Genomic DNA, 15,801 nt, shown 5'->3' with positions numbered 1-15,801 from the left:
TTCTTCCGTCATTCGGCTCGAGTCACCAGCCGATTGAGCCTGGTTCCCTCTTTCGAGATCTCCCGCTCCAACACACCGAGGATCTTCGTCAGCGCTTCCCGGCAACGCGCGATGCTCTTGCAGGTCGCCGTTGCTTCGTCCAGCCGCTCGTACACCTCCTCATGGTACTCCCTCGGGTGTGGCCCCTTGTGCCCCGGGACGCGGACCACGTTCGCCGCATCGTCGAGCGACATACCCGCTCGGTCGAAGATCTCCTCGTATCTTGGCGTCCAGGGCCCTCCGTTGTTGGTGGACGTGCTGAACTTGTCGGAGGCGATATGGTGCCAGGGGCCTTCCGTGTCCACAGGGGCCATGCTTCCGGTGCTCGTCCCGCGTGCCGCCATGGCTACCGCGCCGGGCGCGAGGGCGATGGTGACGGTCTCGGCACTCACGGCCACCGTTCCCACGTCCGCGACCGCCGCGAGACGGATGCCCATTTGCGCTTCGACCTGCACCGCCGCCTGCGCGGCTCCGGGGAGCATGGGCACCTTCGCCCCTATCCCCGCCGCCGTGTTTCCAATGGCCACAGTGGCCAACAGGGCGAACGCTCGAGCCGCGTTGCGGCCCATGACCTCGCCGTAGCGTTCTCCCGCCTCGCGTAGCTCGTCGAACGTCGTGGCCTGCTCCGCCTCCTCCATCAGCCGCTTGAAGCCCAGGATGAGGCTCCAGAACGTGTCGATGCCCACATAGGCAATGAGCGAGGCCGTCATCACGGCTGCCGCACCCTTCGAGAAAGGTTCGGGCACGGCGAGCAAGATGCAGTAGGTGGTCCACGTCCAGAGAACCGCCGACATCATGGCCTGAGGGTTGGCCATGTCCTTGAACGCATCCATCATTTCGTCCAACACGGCGCCCTGAGCCAGGGCCATGGCCAATGCGTAGCGGCCATCCCCGGTGACAGTGGGATTCTCCACCAGGAGGCGCAGGCAATCCCCGGGCTTGTTCGTGCGCTCACACCAGCGCAGGTAGGCGCGCACCAAGCCCTTCTCCGCCGTGGTGGGCTCTCCCTCCAGATGTTCGCCTGGACCCAGCGGGACGACACGGTGGCTGCGTGTCTCGTACAGGTACGACCCACTGCGCGAATCCATCTCGAACAGCCGCCGAGCCGTTTCCTGGGGACGGGTAGAAGGCCGAACGCCGCGGGCCAGTGCCTCCACGGCTTCAACGAAGTCGTCTTCGTCCAGTTCCACCGGTGCGGCATCGCCGCTGCGTGGAGTCATCACGATGGGCTCGCCACCGCCTGTGTGAAGGCGCACGGACTTCGTGGTGCTGCTGCAACCGGCCAGCAGCATGAGCAATAGGTGAAGCGACCATCGTGACCGCATGCGGAGCCCTCCTGGCGCTGGTCTCCTCTCGTTGGGAGTCCATCGTCGATATGAAATCGAGCAATACTAGATAGAGCCGACAGGTGTGCCAGATTGAATCGGCAGGCTGGGACAAGGGCGTGGCACTGGCGGCGTGCCTACGGGAACGTCATGCAGGAACGCTTGATCGTCTCCTGCTCACTCGTTTCTCGACTCCGGGTCGAGCGCCCAGGTTCCTTCTTCCCAGCGGTTCAATGTCTGCTGGGCTCCAAACGGGATGCAGACGCGGGCTCAAGCAGCCTCTCCTCGGACAGGGCATGGAGGGGTGACGTTCCTGGTCATGTTCTCAACCGGCAAGGGAGCTTGGACGCGCTCCCACCGCGAAGTCGCGCGGAAGGGGATTGAACCCATGGGGGATATTATCGTTGAATCCAAGGGGTAGTATGCGCGGATGGCCGCCCCCGCGGCACTCTCCTCCTTCCCCAGGTCTCCCCATGAACGAGAATCTCGCCCACAAGATTGGAACCCAGGTCCGCTCCGCCCGGCATAGGGCGGGCCTGTCGCAAGCGCAGGTGGCCGAGGCCATCCAGGTGCCGACGCTGGTCCTCAGCCGCCTGGAGCGCGGGAAGTTGCTGCCCACCCTCCCCACGCTGGTGAGCCTGTGCGGTGTCCTCGGTATCCCCGTGGCCTTCCTCCTGGGCAGCAGGCCCCCGGAGGTTCCCGCCCCTCCCAGGACCATCCAATAGGGACGCCGCGTGACGCGGTGTCGCTCGTGCATCGACACGGCCCCCGAGATGCGGCAGGAAGGTGCGTCCGCGAGGCGCGAGCCCTCCTGCCCGCGCCAGACCTGGCTCTCGGTGTTCCTGGTACCCCGACGCATGAACGAAGAACTGGCGATCCGTATTGGAAGTGCCGCCCGAGAGGCCCGAGCGCGGCTCGGGCTCACGCAGGCGGAGGTGGCCGAGAAGCTGGGCCTGGCGCACATGGTCTACAGCCGCCTGGAGCGTGGGAAGATGCTGCCCAGCGTGCAGACGTTGCTGCGGATGTGCTCCGTGCTGCGCAGCTCCTCGGACGAGCTGTTGGGACTCGCGGCCGCGGAGGACGGGGCGAAGTCGGGCAAGGGGGAGCGTGGGCAGGGCGGGGCGCCCAAGCTGCGCCAGCTCACCGGCCTGGCGCGCAAGATGGATGAAGAGCAACTCGAGGCCCTCGTGAAGGTGGCCCAGGTGTTGTTGCGCTGAGGTGGAGCGGGCCCACGCCTGGGCCCACGTCGTCCGCGGCGATGCTCGGCCGCGCGTCCTCGGTCTTCGTTCGGTGCGGGCGTCGCCTCGCCGTCGCATCCCGCCGCCGGGTCCTGCTTCATGGGGTCCGGCGGTCCATGGCCTTCGGCTTCAACTCAACCGTTCACCAGCCGTTCCTGTACGAGGCCTGTCGCACCTCTCCACCAGCGGCGGTGTAGAAGACATCGAGATGTCCAGAGGCCTTGCTCACAGCACCTGGAGCGGAGGCCAGCTCACCGCCGAGCCACGTCCAACCGCTCCAGCTCGCGCCATTCCAGGTGTTGATCCACAGGCTGTTGTCCGCGCTTCGGGCGAACACATCCAGCAGGGTTGCCCCCCGTGAAGCCACCGTGGGAGACGAAACGAAGCTGCCGCCAAGGGATGACCAACCGCTCCACGTGGTGCCATTCCAATACTTCTGGATGATGGAGTTGTCTGTCCCTCGGGCGAACACGTCGATTCGGTTGGCGCCCCAGCTCACCGCCGCGGGTTCCGACGCCAGGGTGCCGTCGAGTGCGCCCCATGGACTCCAAACGGAGCCTGTCCAGTAGGACTGCCACAGCTTGTTGTCAGGCCCCCTGACGAACAGGTCCATCCGGTTCGAGCCCCACGAGGCCACAGTGGGTCCTGACGTGAAGTTGCCGCCCAGCGAAGACCAGCTGGTCCACGCGGTCCCTGTCCAGGACTTCCGCTGGATGGTGTTGTCGCTTGCCAGGGCGAACACGTCGATGGTGACTGCGTCCCGGCTCACCGCCACGGGGGCTGACGACAGGGAGATGCCGCCGAGCGAGCCCCATGTGCTCCAGGCTCCATCCCAGTACCTCTGCCACAATTGGTTGTCCGCCCCTCGGGCGAAGACGTCCAACCGGTTCGTGCCGCGAGCGGCCACCGTGGGCGCGGAGGTGAGATTGCCACCCATCGACACCCAGGGGACTCCATACGTCTGTTGGACGCCCTGCTGGTCCGTGGCGCTGAGGTTGCCATCCCCATTCCACTGCGGATTGCAGTAGTTCATCACCGAGCTCAGGTCCCACGGTCCGATGGTCAAGTCACCATTGGAGCCCTGCGGGGGCTCGGTACAGGAGCCTGGAGTGTCCTGACGGTTCTGCTCGTGGGCGTAGCCCAGTACGTGGCCGAACTCATGGACGGCAAGCGCTTCGATGCAATACTGGCGCCTGTTCTGGCAGCTCTGGCCCCAGTTGTTGAAGGTGAAGTTCAGCACCACACCCGCGGCGACGCCGTTGAGCGTGTTTCCCAACCCCTTCGCATGGGGGCCGACGTCGCTGATGTTGATGCGGATGCCCATGGCCCCTGCCGCGCACGTGCCCCAGCCGTTGAGTCGGATTCCGGAGCGGGCTTCCCACGTACGTGCGACCGCGTCGCGCACCCACTGCCGCTGCGTGGCATCCCCCGCTCCAGGGTTCTCCCAGCAGACGGAGACGCTCATCGGCCGCCACAACCGCGCGGAGGCCACGTAGAGCTCCGCCTCGCTATTGCGCATGTCCCCGGCGGGCGACATGCCGGGCTCCGCGGACTCAGGTGCTTCCGTGGCGCTGCCACAGCCGAGCAACGTGCCCAACCCCAATGTCGCGAGCAACACCGCCCCCCGGCGGGCTGCGATTCCAATCAGCATGGCGCTCATCTCCACTCTTCTTTGTCAGACGGGCCAGGAGTGGTCCCTTTGTCTTGGCAAGGAAGTGGAACGGCTCTTTGATATGTTTGACTGGCATGTTGTTAGTGAATAGTGCGTGCCGAAGCTGTTCTGATTGAGGTGGAGGTTTCCTGTGTTGTCGTTGCGCTCAAGAGCGCAGGGCGTTCGAGGTGAGGGAATGCAGAAAGGCCACGTGGGCGAAAAGGGTTGCCCGCATGCGCCACTTCCTGAGCCTGCACGCATTGACCAGGGGCAATCCGATGCCCTGGTGACGCTGTGACCTCCAAAACGAGTTCAGCGTGGGGCTTCCTGCACAGGTCCGGCAGACCGTCGAGCTGGAGGTTCTCGACATGACCCAGGCCGCGTGGGCGAGTACCGTCGAGAGGGGCAGGGCGGCCGCCCATGCTGTCCATCGACGACAGCGTGGCAGTGCCATGGGGCGTGACGCGAGCGCCGACCCAAGCCGGAAGAGAGGGTCTGGCCTCTCCGGTCGCTATTCTCCCGCCGCTTCTTGCTTGCTGGAGGACTCGGAGCCGTTCAGGATCAGGTGGACGAGGTTGGTGACGAACGGAGAGTGAAGCAGGGGTCGGGTGGCAGTCAGCTGCGGAAGGAGGAGGAACGTTCCCACTCCCTTCCTACAAGTGGGGCCAACAGGGGCCAGTAAGGCCCTGATTTTGCTGGGCACGAGTGGCGGAACAGGCAGACGCAGCGGACTTAAAATCCGCTGACCCGAGAGGGTCGTCCGGGTTCGATTCCCGGCTCGTGCACTTCTAACTGGCGAGAATCGTTGAGGAAGTTCTTCCGATTCTAGCCATGTGCCCCCAGTGTGCCCCTCGGGCGCTGCTCCAGCACACGAACGGCATCCTTCTTCACGTCTGGACTCAGATGCGCATATCGCATCGTCATCTCAATGGACGCGTGCCCCAAGAGTTCTTGCACGGCTTTGAGCGGCACTCCTCCCATGACCAGATGACTGGCGAAGGTGTGTCGCAAGACATGCCATCCGATAGGTCGTAGCCTCGCGAGCTTGCTCGCCCGAAGTATGGCGTTCCGGCATGTATCGTTCTTGAGGTAGGCGCCTTTGTCGTCGCAGAAGACGAAAGGCCCACGCAGGTGACTGGTGTCGCATCAACAGGCATCTGGCCGTTGCCGAGCAGCACCGCAGCCTCGTACAGAAGGTGAGGGGCCACTACGCGTACTACGCAATCAGCGGAAACACGCGGAGCCTCACTCGCTTTCTGTATTGAGTGGCACACACGTGGAGCAAGTGGCTGGGACGCCGCTCGCAGCGCGCCACGTTGGCATGGGAGGGATTCGCACGGCTGCTGCAACGCTATCCTCTGCCGACTGTGTGTATCATCCACCGCTACCGCACTCTCGCAGCAAAACCATGAGCCGAAGAGCCGGATGCGGTAGTCCCGCACGTCCGGATCTGTGGGGGCAGGGAGGGTGACTTCCCTGGTCTACCCGACCGCTCACCGCGAGGGGCTCGGACTCGCGGACCTTCAGCTCGGCGATGGCCGAGTCTCCATTGAAGCCTTCCTTCGTGCGGATGACTTCCACTTCGAGCAGGTAGCGCCCGAAGCGCGGATAGCGGCCACCCGCCGCAGCCTGCGCGGTGGCAATCTGCGTCAGTGCATTGTTCATGTACATGGGCCCTTCGGTTTGGGTTGAGTCAGCGGAAAGTTGCGCTGACCCCACATAAATGAGTGCGGATTCTGCGAGTGGCCTGGGCAACGCTTGCATTGGCGGGCGCCTCGCTTTGCCGCAGGATCGGACTCGGGAGCTTCCTTTTTTGACAGAAACCCTGGAAAGGGCAGGCTTGATTGTGAGTCGAGATGCGGGACTGTCTTTGTTGGGACGCTGCCGCATTTGAGCATGGACTCAAATGACAGACTGCGAAGGCTGGAGAAAACATGAATTCAATGCGCGTCGTGGCACTCGGTGTTCTGCTGTCGAGTGGATTGGCTGCTGCCGGATCGAAGACCGACTATACCGTAGACCTGAGCACTGCTAATCGTTATGCTTCTGCGACCATGGGAGGCGCTCGAAACTCGTCAGACTCCACCCAGCTCCTGTCATGCCAAATCGACGCAACCGTCAGCGGTATTTCTGGCACCTGCTATGCGGTAAACGCGCAGGGGGTGTCTGGCGAATGTCGGACGACAAATCAGTATTTGCTGGAGGCAATCAAGTCGATCAGTGACAGTAGTCTGGTTGCATTTACATGGAATGAGAGCGGGGTGTGCACCCAGGTCATTGTCCGCCAGGGGTCGATGCATGGCCCGAAGCTGTAGTTTCTACTGTCTCGAAGGTCATGCTGTGGCATGCAACCATTGGCGTGCAAGAGCCAAGGCCATGAACGCTGGCCGTTTTCTTCCGACGTGTGGTTCAGGTGCAGATTGCGAAGCATAGCTTCTGCGGTGTGCCTTCCGTCTGTTCGATGAATCGTGCGAAGTCGCGGGCCTTCTCGAAGGCCCCGATTAGCTCGTCGGTGTGCTGGTACAGCTCCACCTCGACTTCGTCGGCAAGCTGCCCCTGTCGGTGACATCGACCGATGGCCGATCGAGCGCGTCCCATTTTCCCGAATGATGGTCGCCGACGCCTCTGGACCGCGGCCGAGGAGCACGGCGACCTTGCACCCAGGCACCGCGCTTCGACGCCGACGCGGTTCTGACCTTCAGGCGCGTTCCTTCGGGTCTATCCTGGGCTCATCGGGTCGTTCTGAACCGCTCGCGCTGGCTCGGGTTCCGAGCATCGGGCCGTGGGAGCTGTCTGCTTGAGAACCAGCTTGAACTCCCCTGATGAGGTCCTCCCCATCATGGTCAAATAGGCGGAGAATGTCTCACTCGGCCATCCAGGGTAGTCGGGGGATTGGAGCTGGAGCAGGCCGTCCGAGACGCGGGGGTGCGTAATCACGTAGCCAGCCCCGCTGGTAACGACAGCCGATCCAAAGACCGGAGTGTTGTTCCTGACGACGCAGATGGCATCGGGATATATCCTGACGGTTCCAAGGGGTGTATGGAATACGAATGCGCCGCCCTCGACCGGGATACCTGTGATGTCGCCCGGGTTCGCAGCCGCGGCACTGACTTCATTCGTGGGTGTGATTTCGCTTTCAGGGACGGCGTAATCTTCGCCCTGACCACAAGCGGCGGACATCAGCACGGCAAGCATCATGAGGGTGGTTCTCATAGTTCCTTCCGATGTTGGCGTTGGGCAGCGGGCCTCATGACAACGCCGCGTTGGAAGGGTTCCCGCGATTTCACATCCATCGTGGCGCGCTCAACCCCCGCGTCTCGCCCTTGAGGGCGGGGTGGCGCAGACCTACTTCAGGGGAGTCGCGCGCACTCTCTCTGACATCAATGACGCCCAGCTCACCGCAACCGCACATCCTTTCCCTGAGAGCGCCTGCTTCGAGGCTCGCGAAGCTCCCGCATGGCACGTCTGCGATGGAGGACCCTGGGCTCCAGCTCCCACGAACCCGATACCCGACGCCACGCCCTGGATGATGCGCAGCGTCTTGGCGGGCGCTGCCCCCACCAGGTTCGCCCCGGAAGTGCGGAAGAGCGCGGCGCCGAGCGTCACCAGATAGTGGGTCCGAACCCCGCCCGGTCGCTTGCGGTAGGGCAGACCCAGAATGATGCCAGCGCCTCCCGCGACGAGCAGCCGGATGCGCAGCTCTCCACTTCCAAGCTCCGCTGCCATATCGGGCTCCTCCGCTGAGAGCGCACACCAGGCAGGTCCTCCCGTGGAGCGCTCGCCAGGAGCATTCCGCTCAGAAACCGATGGCCGGGAGCGCCGGCCATGGCCCGCCCGCGAGCGCTCGCTCCAAGGCCTCCGCGTGCTGGCGAAGGACTGAAGCGGATGCCGTGCCTTGCTGGGCCTGCTCCGACACTGTCCGGATGGTGCGCAGCAGTTCGCGAGCCACGCGCCGGTCCTCCTCGGCTGCCGCGCGCTGCCCCACGGCGGCAGTCATTCGCAGGAGCCGGAGCGCCACGGCGGGCTCGGTGGCGCCATGGCGGAGGATCTGGTCCGTCGCCAGCGTGAGGTAGTCGCCCAGTGAGGCCCCGGGCAGGAACACCCGCGGAACTCCGGAGTCATCCGCCAGGACCCGAGGACCCAGTCGCATCGTGCTCAGCCCGCACAACATGAAGGTCAGTTGGTCCACGGCCTCCACCGCTGTGTAGGGGTCATTGATTCCCGGCGACAGCGCCTTGATGGCCACATCCACCAACTGACGCACGCCCAGGGCAATGTCCCGGTCCTCGTCCCGCCAGCGGTCCAGGCGGATGGCGCCGAGAACAAGCATCTCGGCGGTTTCGCGCTGGGCGGATGAACCGGAGGCTTCCGGCTCGGCCCAGCCCACCTCCTCCCCCTGAATCACCGGCTCTCCAATGGCTCTCTCCAAATGGATGGCGAGTCGCCTCGCCGTTGCCGTGGTCAGAAGCGCCCTCGCGTCGATGGCGGCGATGAAGCCATTACTCCGGATCTGGATTGGCCACGCCTTCGCCGTGCGAGCACGCGCCGGCGGTGGCGCCTCCATGTCTCCCGAGCAGAACCTTTCGAGCGTTCGCGCGACGCCCAGCGTGTCCTGAACCACGCGCCTGACCAGGTTCTCCACGCGCATGAGCTGAAGCGTATTGAGCACCTGGAAGACGAGCGCGCCTTCGCAGGCGATGAGCAGCAGCATGGCCAGCGCGAGCGCCGGGCGAGGTGCGCGCTCGGGTCCCGAGACAAGTCCAAACTCATGTGTCGCCAGGAGACAGAAGACGCTCGTGGTGACGAACACCGGGATGACCACGCGGATGCCCGCGCTGTGCAGGTACAGCCGCAGCAGGCGCGGCGAATACTGGCTCGCGGCGCTCTGCACCACGAGCATGGTCAGCGACAGAACGATGCTCAAGGAAGTCAGCGCGATACCCAGCGTGGCCGAGAGCATGCCTCGTGCCTCGCCAGCCGTGGCCTGCCAGGCCGTGCCACTCAGGACCCTGACCACGGCGCGTGGAGCATCCACGAGGAAGATGCCCAGGCAGGCGCCCACCATCGCGGCCGAAACGGGCGGAATCCACAGTTGATGGCGCATCCACCAGCGGATGGACGGATCCTCTCGCGAGCCCGTCCGTCTGCCCCCGCCAGGTCGTGCCCCCGCTCGGGCCAGCGCTCGAACGCCCGCCATGTGTCCTTCCCCCTTGGGCCGGCGGTCCTGCGTGTGCTCCGTCCTCGGCGCGCCACCAGGACGAAGCCTCCCTTCCCGAAGCTGGGACTCTCCGCGCGAAGGCGCAATGCGTGCGCGACCTGGGCAGCAGGCGTTCGCAGCGGCTGGCCCTGTCGCATCGAGGCTAAGCGCTACCGGGCCTTCTTCTTGCCTCGGGTGGACACCTCGTCATGATACCCCGTGACGAGCATTCCGAGCGTCTTGGCCAGATTGACCACGGACTCCAATGGCACCCGGGTGTCCTTCATCCGGTTGTGCGCCGGGTCCAGGAACGCTCCCTGGGTTCCCGAGAAGTCTGTCCGCGTGAGGGTGCAGCCCCGGAAGGTGCTCCCCGCGAGGTCCGTCCCCGTGAAGTCCGAGTCCGTCAGGTCCAGGTCGAAGAAGTTCACCTCGCGCGCCACGCAGCGCAGGAACTCCATCTTCCTCAAGCTGAGTCCGACGAACGAGCAGTAGGACAGCCCTGAGTCCGCGAAGGAGAACTCCGGGTTCGACCCGATGTTGCTCCAGTCGATGCCCATCAGCTTGCAGCTCTCGAACCGCACGTCCCGCAGCGCGGCCCGGCCGAGCTGCGCGCGGGTGACGTTGCAGCCACGGACGATGCACGCCTCCAGGGTGGTGTCCTTCCAGCGGCTCTCCTGGAGCTGACAGTTCTCGAAGGTGCAGCGATAGAACTCCTTGTCGGCCAGGTCCGCGTTCTGGAGGTCGAGGCTCGTGAAGGTCTCGTTCTCGAAGTACGCCTCTCGCAGCAGGCGCTGCGTTCCCTCGGCCCCGGCTCCCTCGTTCTCGCTCACGGGCGCAGTATCTTCGATGTGGCGCGGCGGACGACACTCTTCTCGCCATCGGGGTTGTCGGCGCCCCCGTTCTTGGGGAAGTCTCCTCTCCATGGAGAAACTCATCCCCGGCCTGCATCACTTCCAGACGGAGGTCTTTCGCTCCAAGCAGGAGCTCTACTCCCGGCTCGCGGAGGCGCAGAGCCCCGAGGTGCTCTTCATCACCTGCTCGGATTCGCGCGTCCTCCCCAACGAGCTGACCAGCGCGGGGCCCGGCGAGCTGTTCATCATCCGCAACGCCGGCAACATCGTCCCTCCACACGGCACCCCCAACAACGGAGAGGGCGCCACCATTGAGTACGCGGTGGCGGCACTGGAGGTGCGCCACATCATCGTCTGCGGCCACACCCGCTGTGGCGCCATGCAGGGGCTCCTCCATCCCGAGCAGCTGTCCCGCCTCCCGGAGATGCGCGACTGGCTGCGCCACGCGGAGAACACCCGCCGCATCGTCCAGGAGAGCTATGGCCACCTGTCTGGCCCCGCGCTCCAGGACGCGGCCGTGATGGAGAACGTCCTCGTGCAGGTCGAGCACCTGCGCACGCTGCCCGTCGTCGCCGATGGGCTCGCGCGCCGCAAGCTCAACCTCTATGCGTGGGTGTACCAGCTCGAGGACGGCTCGGTGCACGCCTATGACCCGGACCTGGGACAGTACGCCCCCGTGGTCGCCGTGGACGGTGACTCCGCTCGCGCTCGCGGACGCTTCGGTCTGCGTCAGGTGTTCTGAGCGCGCATGCCCACCCGTTTCGTGGCGTGGGCGTCCCTTGGACTGATTGTGGAACGACTTGAAAAAGCAGGGGGACTCTTCTTGCGTCAGTTCATGCGCTGGGCCGCCATGTCTGGCCTTTGCCTGGCGATGACAGCGTCGGCGTCCGGACCCACGGCTTCCCGCCCGAAGGGCGTCGCCGCCACGGGGAGCACGGCCCAGCGCGAGGTGCTTGGCCGCGCGCTGTTCTTCGACCTGTCCCTGAGCGCCGATGGTCGGGTCGGCTGCATGACCTGCCACCTGCCGGAGCGCGTCTTCTCCGACAGGGATGCCCGCTCACTCGGCGCGCATCTCCGCGTGGGGACCCGGAATGCGCCCAGCCTGCTCGATGTGGCCAAGGCTCGGGCGTTGTTCTGGGATGGTCGGCGCACCTCCCTGGAGGCGCTCATCCTCGACCCGCTCCTGCACCCCAACGAGCACGCGCTGACTTCCGCCGAGGACCTGGTGGCTCGCGTTCGTCGACGCCATGCGGCGGCCCATGCGCTGGCCTTTCCCGACGAAGAGGTCTCCGCTCGGACCATCACCGGGGCCATCGCCGCCTACGTGCGCACGCTCAAGTCCGGCGAGTCCCCGTTCGACAGGTTCCACTCCGGGAAGGACCCCACCGCGCTCGATGAATCCCAACGCCGGGGACACACGCTCTTCATGGGCCGTGCCGGCTGTGCCCGCTGCCACACCGTGAGCCCCAAGGCCGCCCCCTTCACGGATGGGGCGTTCCACGCGGGCGTGTTGCCCGAGGAACTCCGCTCCAGGTTGCCTGGGGTGGTCCGTGAAGTGGCGAAGCTGTCCGAGGCCGAGCGCTTCTCCGCTGTGGCCTCGCGTGAGGAGGTGGCCGCGCTGGGGCGCTTCGTCGTGAGCCTGCGCTCGGAGGACATCGGACGCTTCCGGACTCCCAGCCTGCGCAATGCCGAGCTCACGGCGCCCTACATGCACGACGGCGGTGTCCCCACGTTGAAAGAAGCCGTGGAGCGCGAGCTGAACATCCGCGTAAGTCGACGGACCCCGTTCACCCCTCAAGACCATGCCGACCTGGTGGCCTTCGTCGAGGCCCTCACCAGCACCTCGTTCTCCGAGCTGGGGCGCACCGAAGCGACTCCACCGCGCGTCACCCCGTGAGCGCCGCGCGTCGCCGGTGATGCAGGGCCACGAGGAGCATGCTGGCGAACGTCACCACCAGCACGGCGAACTCCTCCAGGCTGTCGAGCGGGGTCTCGTTCTCGTTGATGAGCGCCAGACTCAACAGGCACAACACCAGGTGGACGCTGAAGACGGGCAGTGACGCACTCCCCAGGAGCACCAGCATCCTCGGCTTCAGCCAGTGATAGACGCGCGGTGAGCCCCGGTCCGCGAGCACCGCCAGCGCCAGGAAGTTCACCAGCCGTAGCGGCGCCAACGTCCACTTGTCCAGGAGCACCGGCTCGCTCGCGAGCCACACGAAGGGCTCCACTTCATACCGCGCCAGGAGGAACAGCAGGCTCAACACCCACGCGCCCCCCAACACCACCCAGGACGCGCGTTCGTCAGGCAGCTTCACTCGGGCCCGCTGACTCCCGGTCCACACGCCCAGCACCCAGAGGAACTGCCAGGCGAACAAGTCGAACGCGCCAGACTGGCCGATTCGGACCGGTAGCCAGGCGAGGTCTCCCAGCCCCGTGTACAGCGCTTGCTTCAACCCGAGCTGCGCCCAGACCCACACCAGGCCACTCAGGCACAACACCTTCGTCCAGCCCGCCTCCCTCGCCGCGAGCAGGACGAATGGCGTCAGGAACAACAGCACGACATACAGCGGCAGGATGTCGAGCAGCGGCGGGCAGTACAGCAGGAAGAGGCTGCTCAACAGCGCCGTGAGGGGCTCCTGATGGTAGAAGTCGAGCAGGTTGCGGATGGCGGGCCGGTTCGCCAGCCAGCCCACCGTGCCGATGACCGTGAAGGCGAACAGCAACAGCCCGACATGGTGCGCATAGACCTTCAGCGCCCGTCTTCGCAGGCTCACCCACAGGCGCCTGGGCGTGTCCCACGTCTTCGCGTGCGAGCCGCCCACCAGGAACGCCGACAGGAACACGAAGCCCTCGGCCGCCGAGACGAACCCGAACGGCTGGCTGCTGTACACGTTCAGCCGGGTGGGCAGGTGCGTCAGCGTCATCAAGACGAGGAGCAGCCCCCGCAGGGCATCCAGCTCGGGTCGGCGTGGCATGAAGACTTCGGGCGTTCGGGCGCGGAGGGCGGGCGCCCTCGGCCCGTCACGGCGCGCCCAACTCCTGCTCCAGGTGCGCTCGCAGCGCGGCCGGCCTGCGCAACGCGGTGTCTCGCATGGCCTGGAGGGCCTCCCGCCAGCGCTCCATCGAGGACGGGTTGCGCCACCGGCCGATGTGCTCGGGCATCTCGGGCGCGAGCCTCGCCTCCGCCGCGTCGAGCCACGCCACGACACGCTCCGGTGCGAAGGTGTTCTCCAGGTGCCAGTGAAAGCGGGAGATGAACAACCCCTTGAAGTCCGGCGACTTCAACAGGCTTCGCAGCAACACCACGAAGGGCTCGCCGATGTCGTCGTCATGCAGGAGCCTGCCCAGTGAGTTGAAGTCGGGCCCCCGCAGGAACGTCGCGTCCAAATCATACATCAGCCAACGCCAGCGCCCATCCCCCGGGCCCGGAGTGCCGTCACCCGCTCGGTTGCGCCAGAACTTGATGTTGTTGTTCGGCCAGTCCTCGTTGTCGAAGTAGAGCTGCGCGATGTGGTAGTCGATGAAGTCCTCCACATCCATGCGCTCCAGCACGTGCGCGAAGTGCTCGGGCACGGAGAGGTCGTGCTCCCGCACGTACGCGAGCAGCTCCTCGTACGGGAGGATGTCCTCCAGCTCCCCCGTGTCCAGGCTGCCGCCATTCTCCAGGATGACGATGTCCTTGCGCTTCAGCCCATGGTGGGCCGCCAGGTAGTACTCGTCGTACCGCTCGCGCAGCTCGTGCAACCCCCAGTACTCGCCATTGAGGAACACCACCGCGGGCCGACAGGCCTGGAGGGCCAGCGTCGTGTCGCGCAAGAGCCCCTGGAGCACGCAGTCCCTCAGCTTGGAGACCTGCTGGTCCTGTCCCGAGGTGCGGACCAGCAGGCGCTTGAACTCGCGCAGCGGGTGGTCCGGGAAGAGTTCGGCCTGGAACAGCTCCGGGCCATAATCCTCCTTCGCATACAAGCGCAGGCTCTTCTGCGGCAGCGCCGCGCTCCCCGAGCCGTGGATGCGCACCCCCGCGTTCTGCGCGAACACGGGCACCCCGGACTCCTCGAACCACTCGACATGGACCGGGCGCTCCCAATCCTTGCCATCCTGCATGTAATTGCCCGTCCCATAGCCGTCAGTCCAGTCCGGGTCCTCTTCGTAGACGCGGCCCGGCACATAGATGCCCTGGACGGAGTCGAAGAAGTTCGCCGCGTCCGTCACCAGGGACAGCACCGGCAGCGTGTAGGGCCGCTGGCCAATGAGATACGTCCGCGCCTGCCCCGCCTCCACGGGCGTCTCACCCGCGAAGCGCTGGACGCGCACCACCGTGCCGAGCGTCACGGGCGCGGTGGGTGGCTGCCAACGCCAGGACTCGGGCGCGTCCTCGGGATTGGTCCGGATGAGGCTCAGCGGGGCCGGCTGCCCAGCGCGGTTCAACAGCGCCAGCGGCGCAGTGTAAACAGGGGAAGAGGGGCCCGGAGTCGAGCCGTCCAGGGTGTAGCGCGTCGTCGTCTCCGGCGACGTGGGCAGCGTCAGGAGCGCCTCGGAGGCATACAGACCCTCCGGCGCCGTGAAGCTCAACCGCTGGAAGTCGAGCCGGGTGCGATTCTCCGTCCCGGTGTCGTGATAGGCGACGACCTCCAGGGCCTGGCTCTCGTGATTCGGCTGCCAGGGAATGCTCCACCGTCCATCGGGCTCCAGCACCGCCTCTCCGACGAGCACCGTGCCCTCATAGACAACCACCCGGACGACGCCCGCATCGACCCGGAAGCCCCCGCGCAGGACATGCTGCTCATTGTCCATGGCGTCGATGGTGAGGTTCGCGTCGGGCTTCTGCTCCACCTGCTCGGCGGCATCCTCACGGGGAGTGTCCCGACAGGCTCCCAACGACAGCAGGAGCAGGGCGAGCGCCCCGGGAAGCGTCAGCCTCCCTGACGAGCTGTGGCCGCACGGGCGCGCCAGGACCTGGCGCCCCGGAACTTCGGGAGCTGACGACGAATTCATGGGGGAGGCACGGTGCTGGGGACCAGGGGGGTGACAAGAACCACAGGCCCAACAGCAATACTCGTGCCTCAAACTATCTCCCTGAATTCACGGAGTAGTGTCGGGAAGGCGTGGCAGTGTGCCACGCTGGGGATGGCGGATTGCCATGGCTGCTGCTCACTCGAGCGAGGGTGGGACTTGCGATGACGGAGCCAAGACCCAGGCACTGTGCGACGTGTGGGCGTGCCCTGAACCCCCGCGAGGTGTACTACCGCTTCAACCTGGTGCTGGAGGGCGAGCAGGACGTGCTCGACTCCGGTGACGAGGCGGAAGAAGGGGACAGGGACGCACTCGCGGAGTTGGTTCAGCGGTTGGAGGATGGGCCGGAGGACGCCAGCGAGCTGGAAGACCAGGTCCACTGGGAACGCGCGGGCGTGGTGTGTTCGGCCTGTCGAATCGTGGTGGTGCGCATGCTCGACGAGGCCCCTGGGACGCGGCGGCCACACTGACGGCCCGGGCTCTTCAA

General features: G+C 65.7%; 15 protein-coding genes, 1 tRNA gene and 2 pseudogenes. 7 read left to right on the top strand and 11 right to left on the bottom strand.

What is annotated here, in order from left to right:
* Positions 1-8: 8 nt before the first annotated feature.
* Positions 9-341 (bottom strand): annotated as a pseudogene (locus tag LZ199_RS47130) (AHH domain-containing protein); the annotation flags it as partial.
* Positions 315-1,364: pseudogene (gene sitA5 / locus LZ199_RS21685) on the bottom strand (SitA5 family polymorphic toxin); the annotation flags it as partial. The pseudogenes LZ199_RS47130 and sitA5, both read right to left, overlap by 27 nt.
* Before the next feature lie 473 nt (positions 1,365-1,837).
* Here sitA5 and LZ199_RS21680 point away from each other — a divergent pair.
* Both LZ199_RS21680 and LZ199_RS21675 read left to right on the top strand, forming a co-directional pair.
* Positions 1,838-2,089, top strand: a complete 252-nt coding sequence (locus LZ199_RS21680) for a helix-turn-helix domain-containing protein (RefSeq protein ID WP_253995644.1) — start codon at positions 1,838-1,840, stop codon at positions 2,087-2,089.
* A gap of 132 nt (positions 2,090-2,221) precedes the next feature.
* Positions 2,222-2,581, top strand: a complete 360-nt coding sequence (locus LZ199_RS21675) for a helix-turn-helix transcriptional regulator (RefSeq protein WP_253995643.1) — start codon at positions 2,222-2,224, stop codon at positions 2,579-2,581.
* 163 nt (positions 2,582-2,744) lie between these two features.
* Here the strand turns inward: LZ199_RS21675 and LZ199_RS21670 are convergent, their stop codons facing one another.
* Entirely contained in the window at positions 2,745-4,262 is a 1,518-nt protein-coding gene (locus LZ199_RS21670; protein ID WP_253995642.1) for a hypothetical protein, read from the bottom strand.
* Positions 4,263-4,952: 690 nt separating this feature from the next.
* Here LZ199_RS21670 and LZ199_RS21665 point away from each other — a divergent pair.
* Positions 4,953-5,038: transfer RNA gene (locus LZ199_RS21665), tRNA-Leu, on the top strand.
* A 40-nt stretch (positions 5,039-5,078) separates the two neighbouring features.
* Here LZ199_RS21665 and LZ199_RS21660 read toward each other — a convergent pair.
* Together LZ199_RS21660 and LZ199_RS21655 are read right to left on the bottom strand one after the other, a co-directional pair.
* Positions 5,079-5,384, bottom strand: a complete 306-nt coding sequence (locus LZ199_RS21660) for a tyrosine-type recombinase/integrase (RefSeq protein ID WP_256569327.1) — start codon at positions 5,382-5,384, stop codon at positions 5,079-5,081.
* 243 nt (positions 5,385-5,627) lie between these two features.
* Positions 5,628-5,918, bottom strand: coding sequence for a hypothetical protein (locus LZ199_RS21655; RefSeq protein WP_253995641.1), 291 nt, complete (start codon positions 5,916-5,918; stop codon positions 5,628-5,630).
* A 269-nt stretch (positions 5,919-6,187) separates the two neighbouring features.
* On the opposite strand from LZ199_RS21655, the gene LZ199_RS21650 reads away from it, so the two are divergent.
* Positions 6,188-6,568 (top strand): hypothetical protein, encoded by a 381-nt coding sequence (locus LZ199_RS21650; protein ID WP_253995640.1) that lies wholly within the window; start codon positions 6,188-6,190, stop codon positions 6,566-6,568.
* A gap of 403 nt (positions 6,569-6,971) precedes the next feature.
* Here LZ199_RS21650 and LZ199_RS21645 read toward each other — a convergent pair whose 3' ends face one another.
* From LZ199_RS21645 to LZ199_RS21630, 4 genes are all read right to left on the bottom strand, one after another.
* Positions 6,972-7,451: a hypothetical protein gene (locus LZ199_RS21645; RefSeq protein WP_253995639.1), complete on the bottom strand. Its 480-nt coding sequence runs from the start codon at positions 7,449-7,451 to the stop codon at positions 6,972-6,974.
* Positions 7,452-7,598: 147 nt separating this feature from the next.
* A complete protein-coding gene (locus tag LZ199_RS21640) occupies positions 7,599-7,979 on the bottom strand; it encodes an MgtC/SapB family protein (protein ID WP_253995638.1) in 381 nt (126 codons plus the stop codon).
* A gap of 70 nt (positions 7,980-8,049) precedes the next feature.
* A complete protein-coding gene (locus LZ199_RS21635; RefSeq protein WP_253995637.1) occupies positions 8,050-9,450 on the bottom strand; it encodes a DUF2254 domain-containing protein in 1,401 nt (466 codons plus the stop codon).
* 170 nt (positions 9,451-9,620) lie between these two features.
* Positions 9,621-10,280: a pentapeptide repeat-containing protein gene (locus LZ199_RS21630; protein ID WP_253995636.1), complete on the bottom strand. Its 660-nt coding sequence runs from the start codon at positions 10,278-10,280 to the stop codon at positions 9,621-9,623.
* 91 nt (positions 10,281-10,371) lie between these two features.
* Here LZ199_RS21630 and LZ199_RS21625 point away from each other — a divergent pair, with 91 nt between their 5' ends.
* Together LZ199_RS21625 and LZ199_RS21620 are read left to right on the top strand one after the other, a co-directional pair.
* The gene (locus LZ199_RS21625) at positions 10,372-11,043 is read left to right on the top strand and encodes a carbonic anhydrase (RefSeq protein WP_253995635.1); all 672 of its coding nucleotides are present in this window, start codon (positions 10,372-10,374) and stop codon (positions 11,041-11,043) included.
* A 108-nt stretch (positions 11,044-11,151) separates the two neighbouring features.
* The gene (locus LZ199_RS21620) at positions 11,152-12,198 is read left to right on the top strand and encodes a cytochrome-c peroxidase (protein ID WP_253995634.1); all 1,047 of its coding nucleotides are present in this window, start codon (positions 11,152-11,154) and stop codon (positions 12,196-12,198) included.
* Here LZ199_RS21620 and opgC read toward each other — a convergent pair.
* Positions 12,188-13,276: an OpgC domain-containing protein gene (gene opgC / locus LZ199_RS21615; RefSeq protein WP_253995633.1), complete on the bottom strand. Its 1,089-nt coding sequence runs from the start codon at positions 13,274-13,276 to the stop codon at positions 12,188-12,190. The two genes, LZ199_RS21620 and opgC, sit on opposite strands and share 11 nt — an antisense overlap.
* Before the next feature lie 46 nt (positions 13,277-13,322).
* Positions 13,323-15,296 carry a CotH kinase family protein gene (locus tag LZ199_RS21610; protein WP_253995632.1) on the bottom strand — a complete coding sequence of 658 codons (1,974 nt, stop codon included), beginning with the start codon at positions 15,294-15,296 and terminating at the stop codon, positions 13,323-13,325.
* Between the two features lie 182 nt (positions 15,297-15,478).
* On the opposite strand from LZ199_RS21610, the gene LZ199_RS21605 reads away from it, so the two are divergent.
* Entirely contained in the window at positions 15,479-15,784 is a 306-nt protein-coding gene (locus LZ199_RS21605; protein ID WP_253995631.1) for an acylphosphatase, read from the top strand.
* Positions 15,785-15,801 lie beyond the last annotated feature (17 nt).

It is taken from the genome of Myxococcus qinghaiensis (assembly GCF_024198215.1).
Taxonomy (GTDB): Bacteria; Myxococcota; Myxococcia; order Myxococcales; family Myxococcaceae; genus Myxococcus; species Myxococcus qinghaiensis.
Note: the sequence above shows the minus strand (reverse complement) of the source record. Positions and strands in the feature narration are given on the sequence as shown.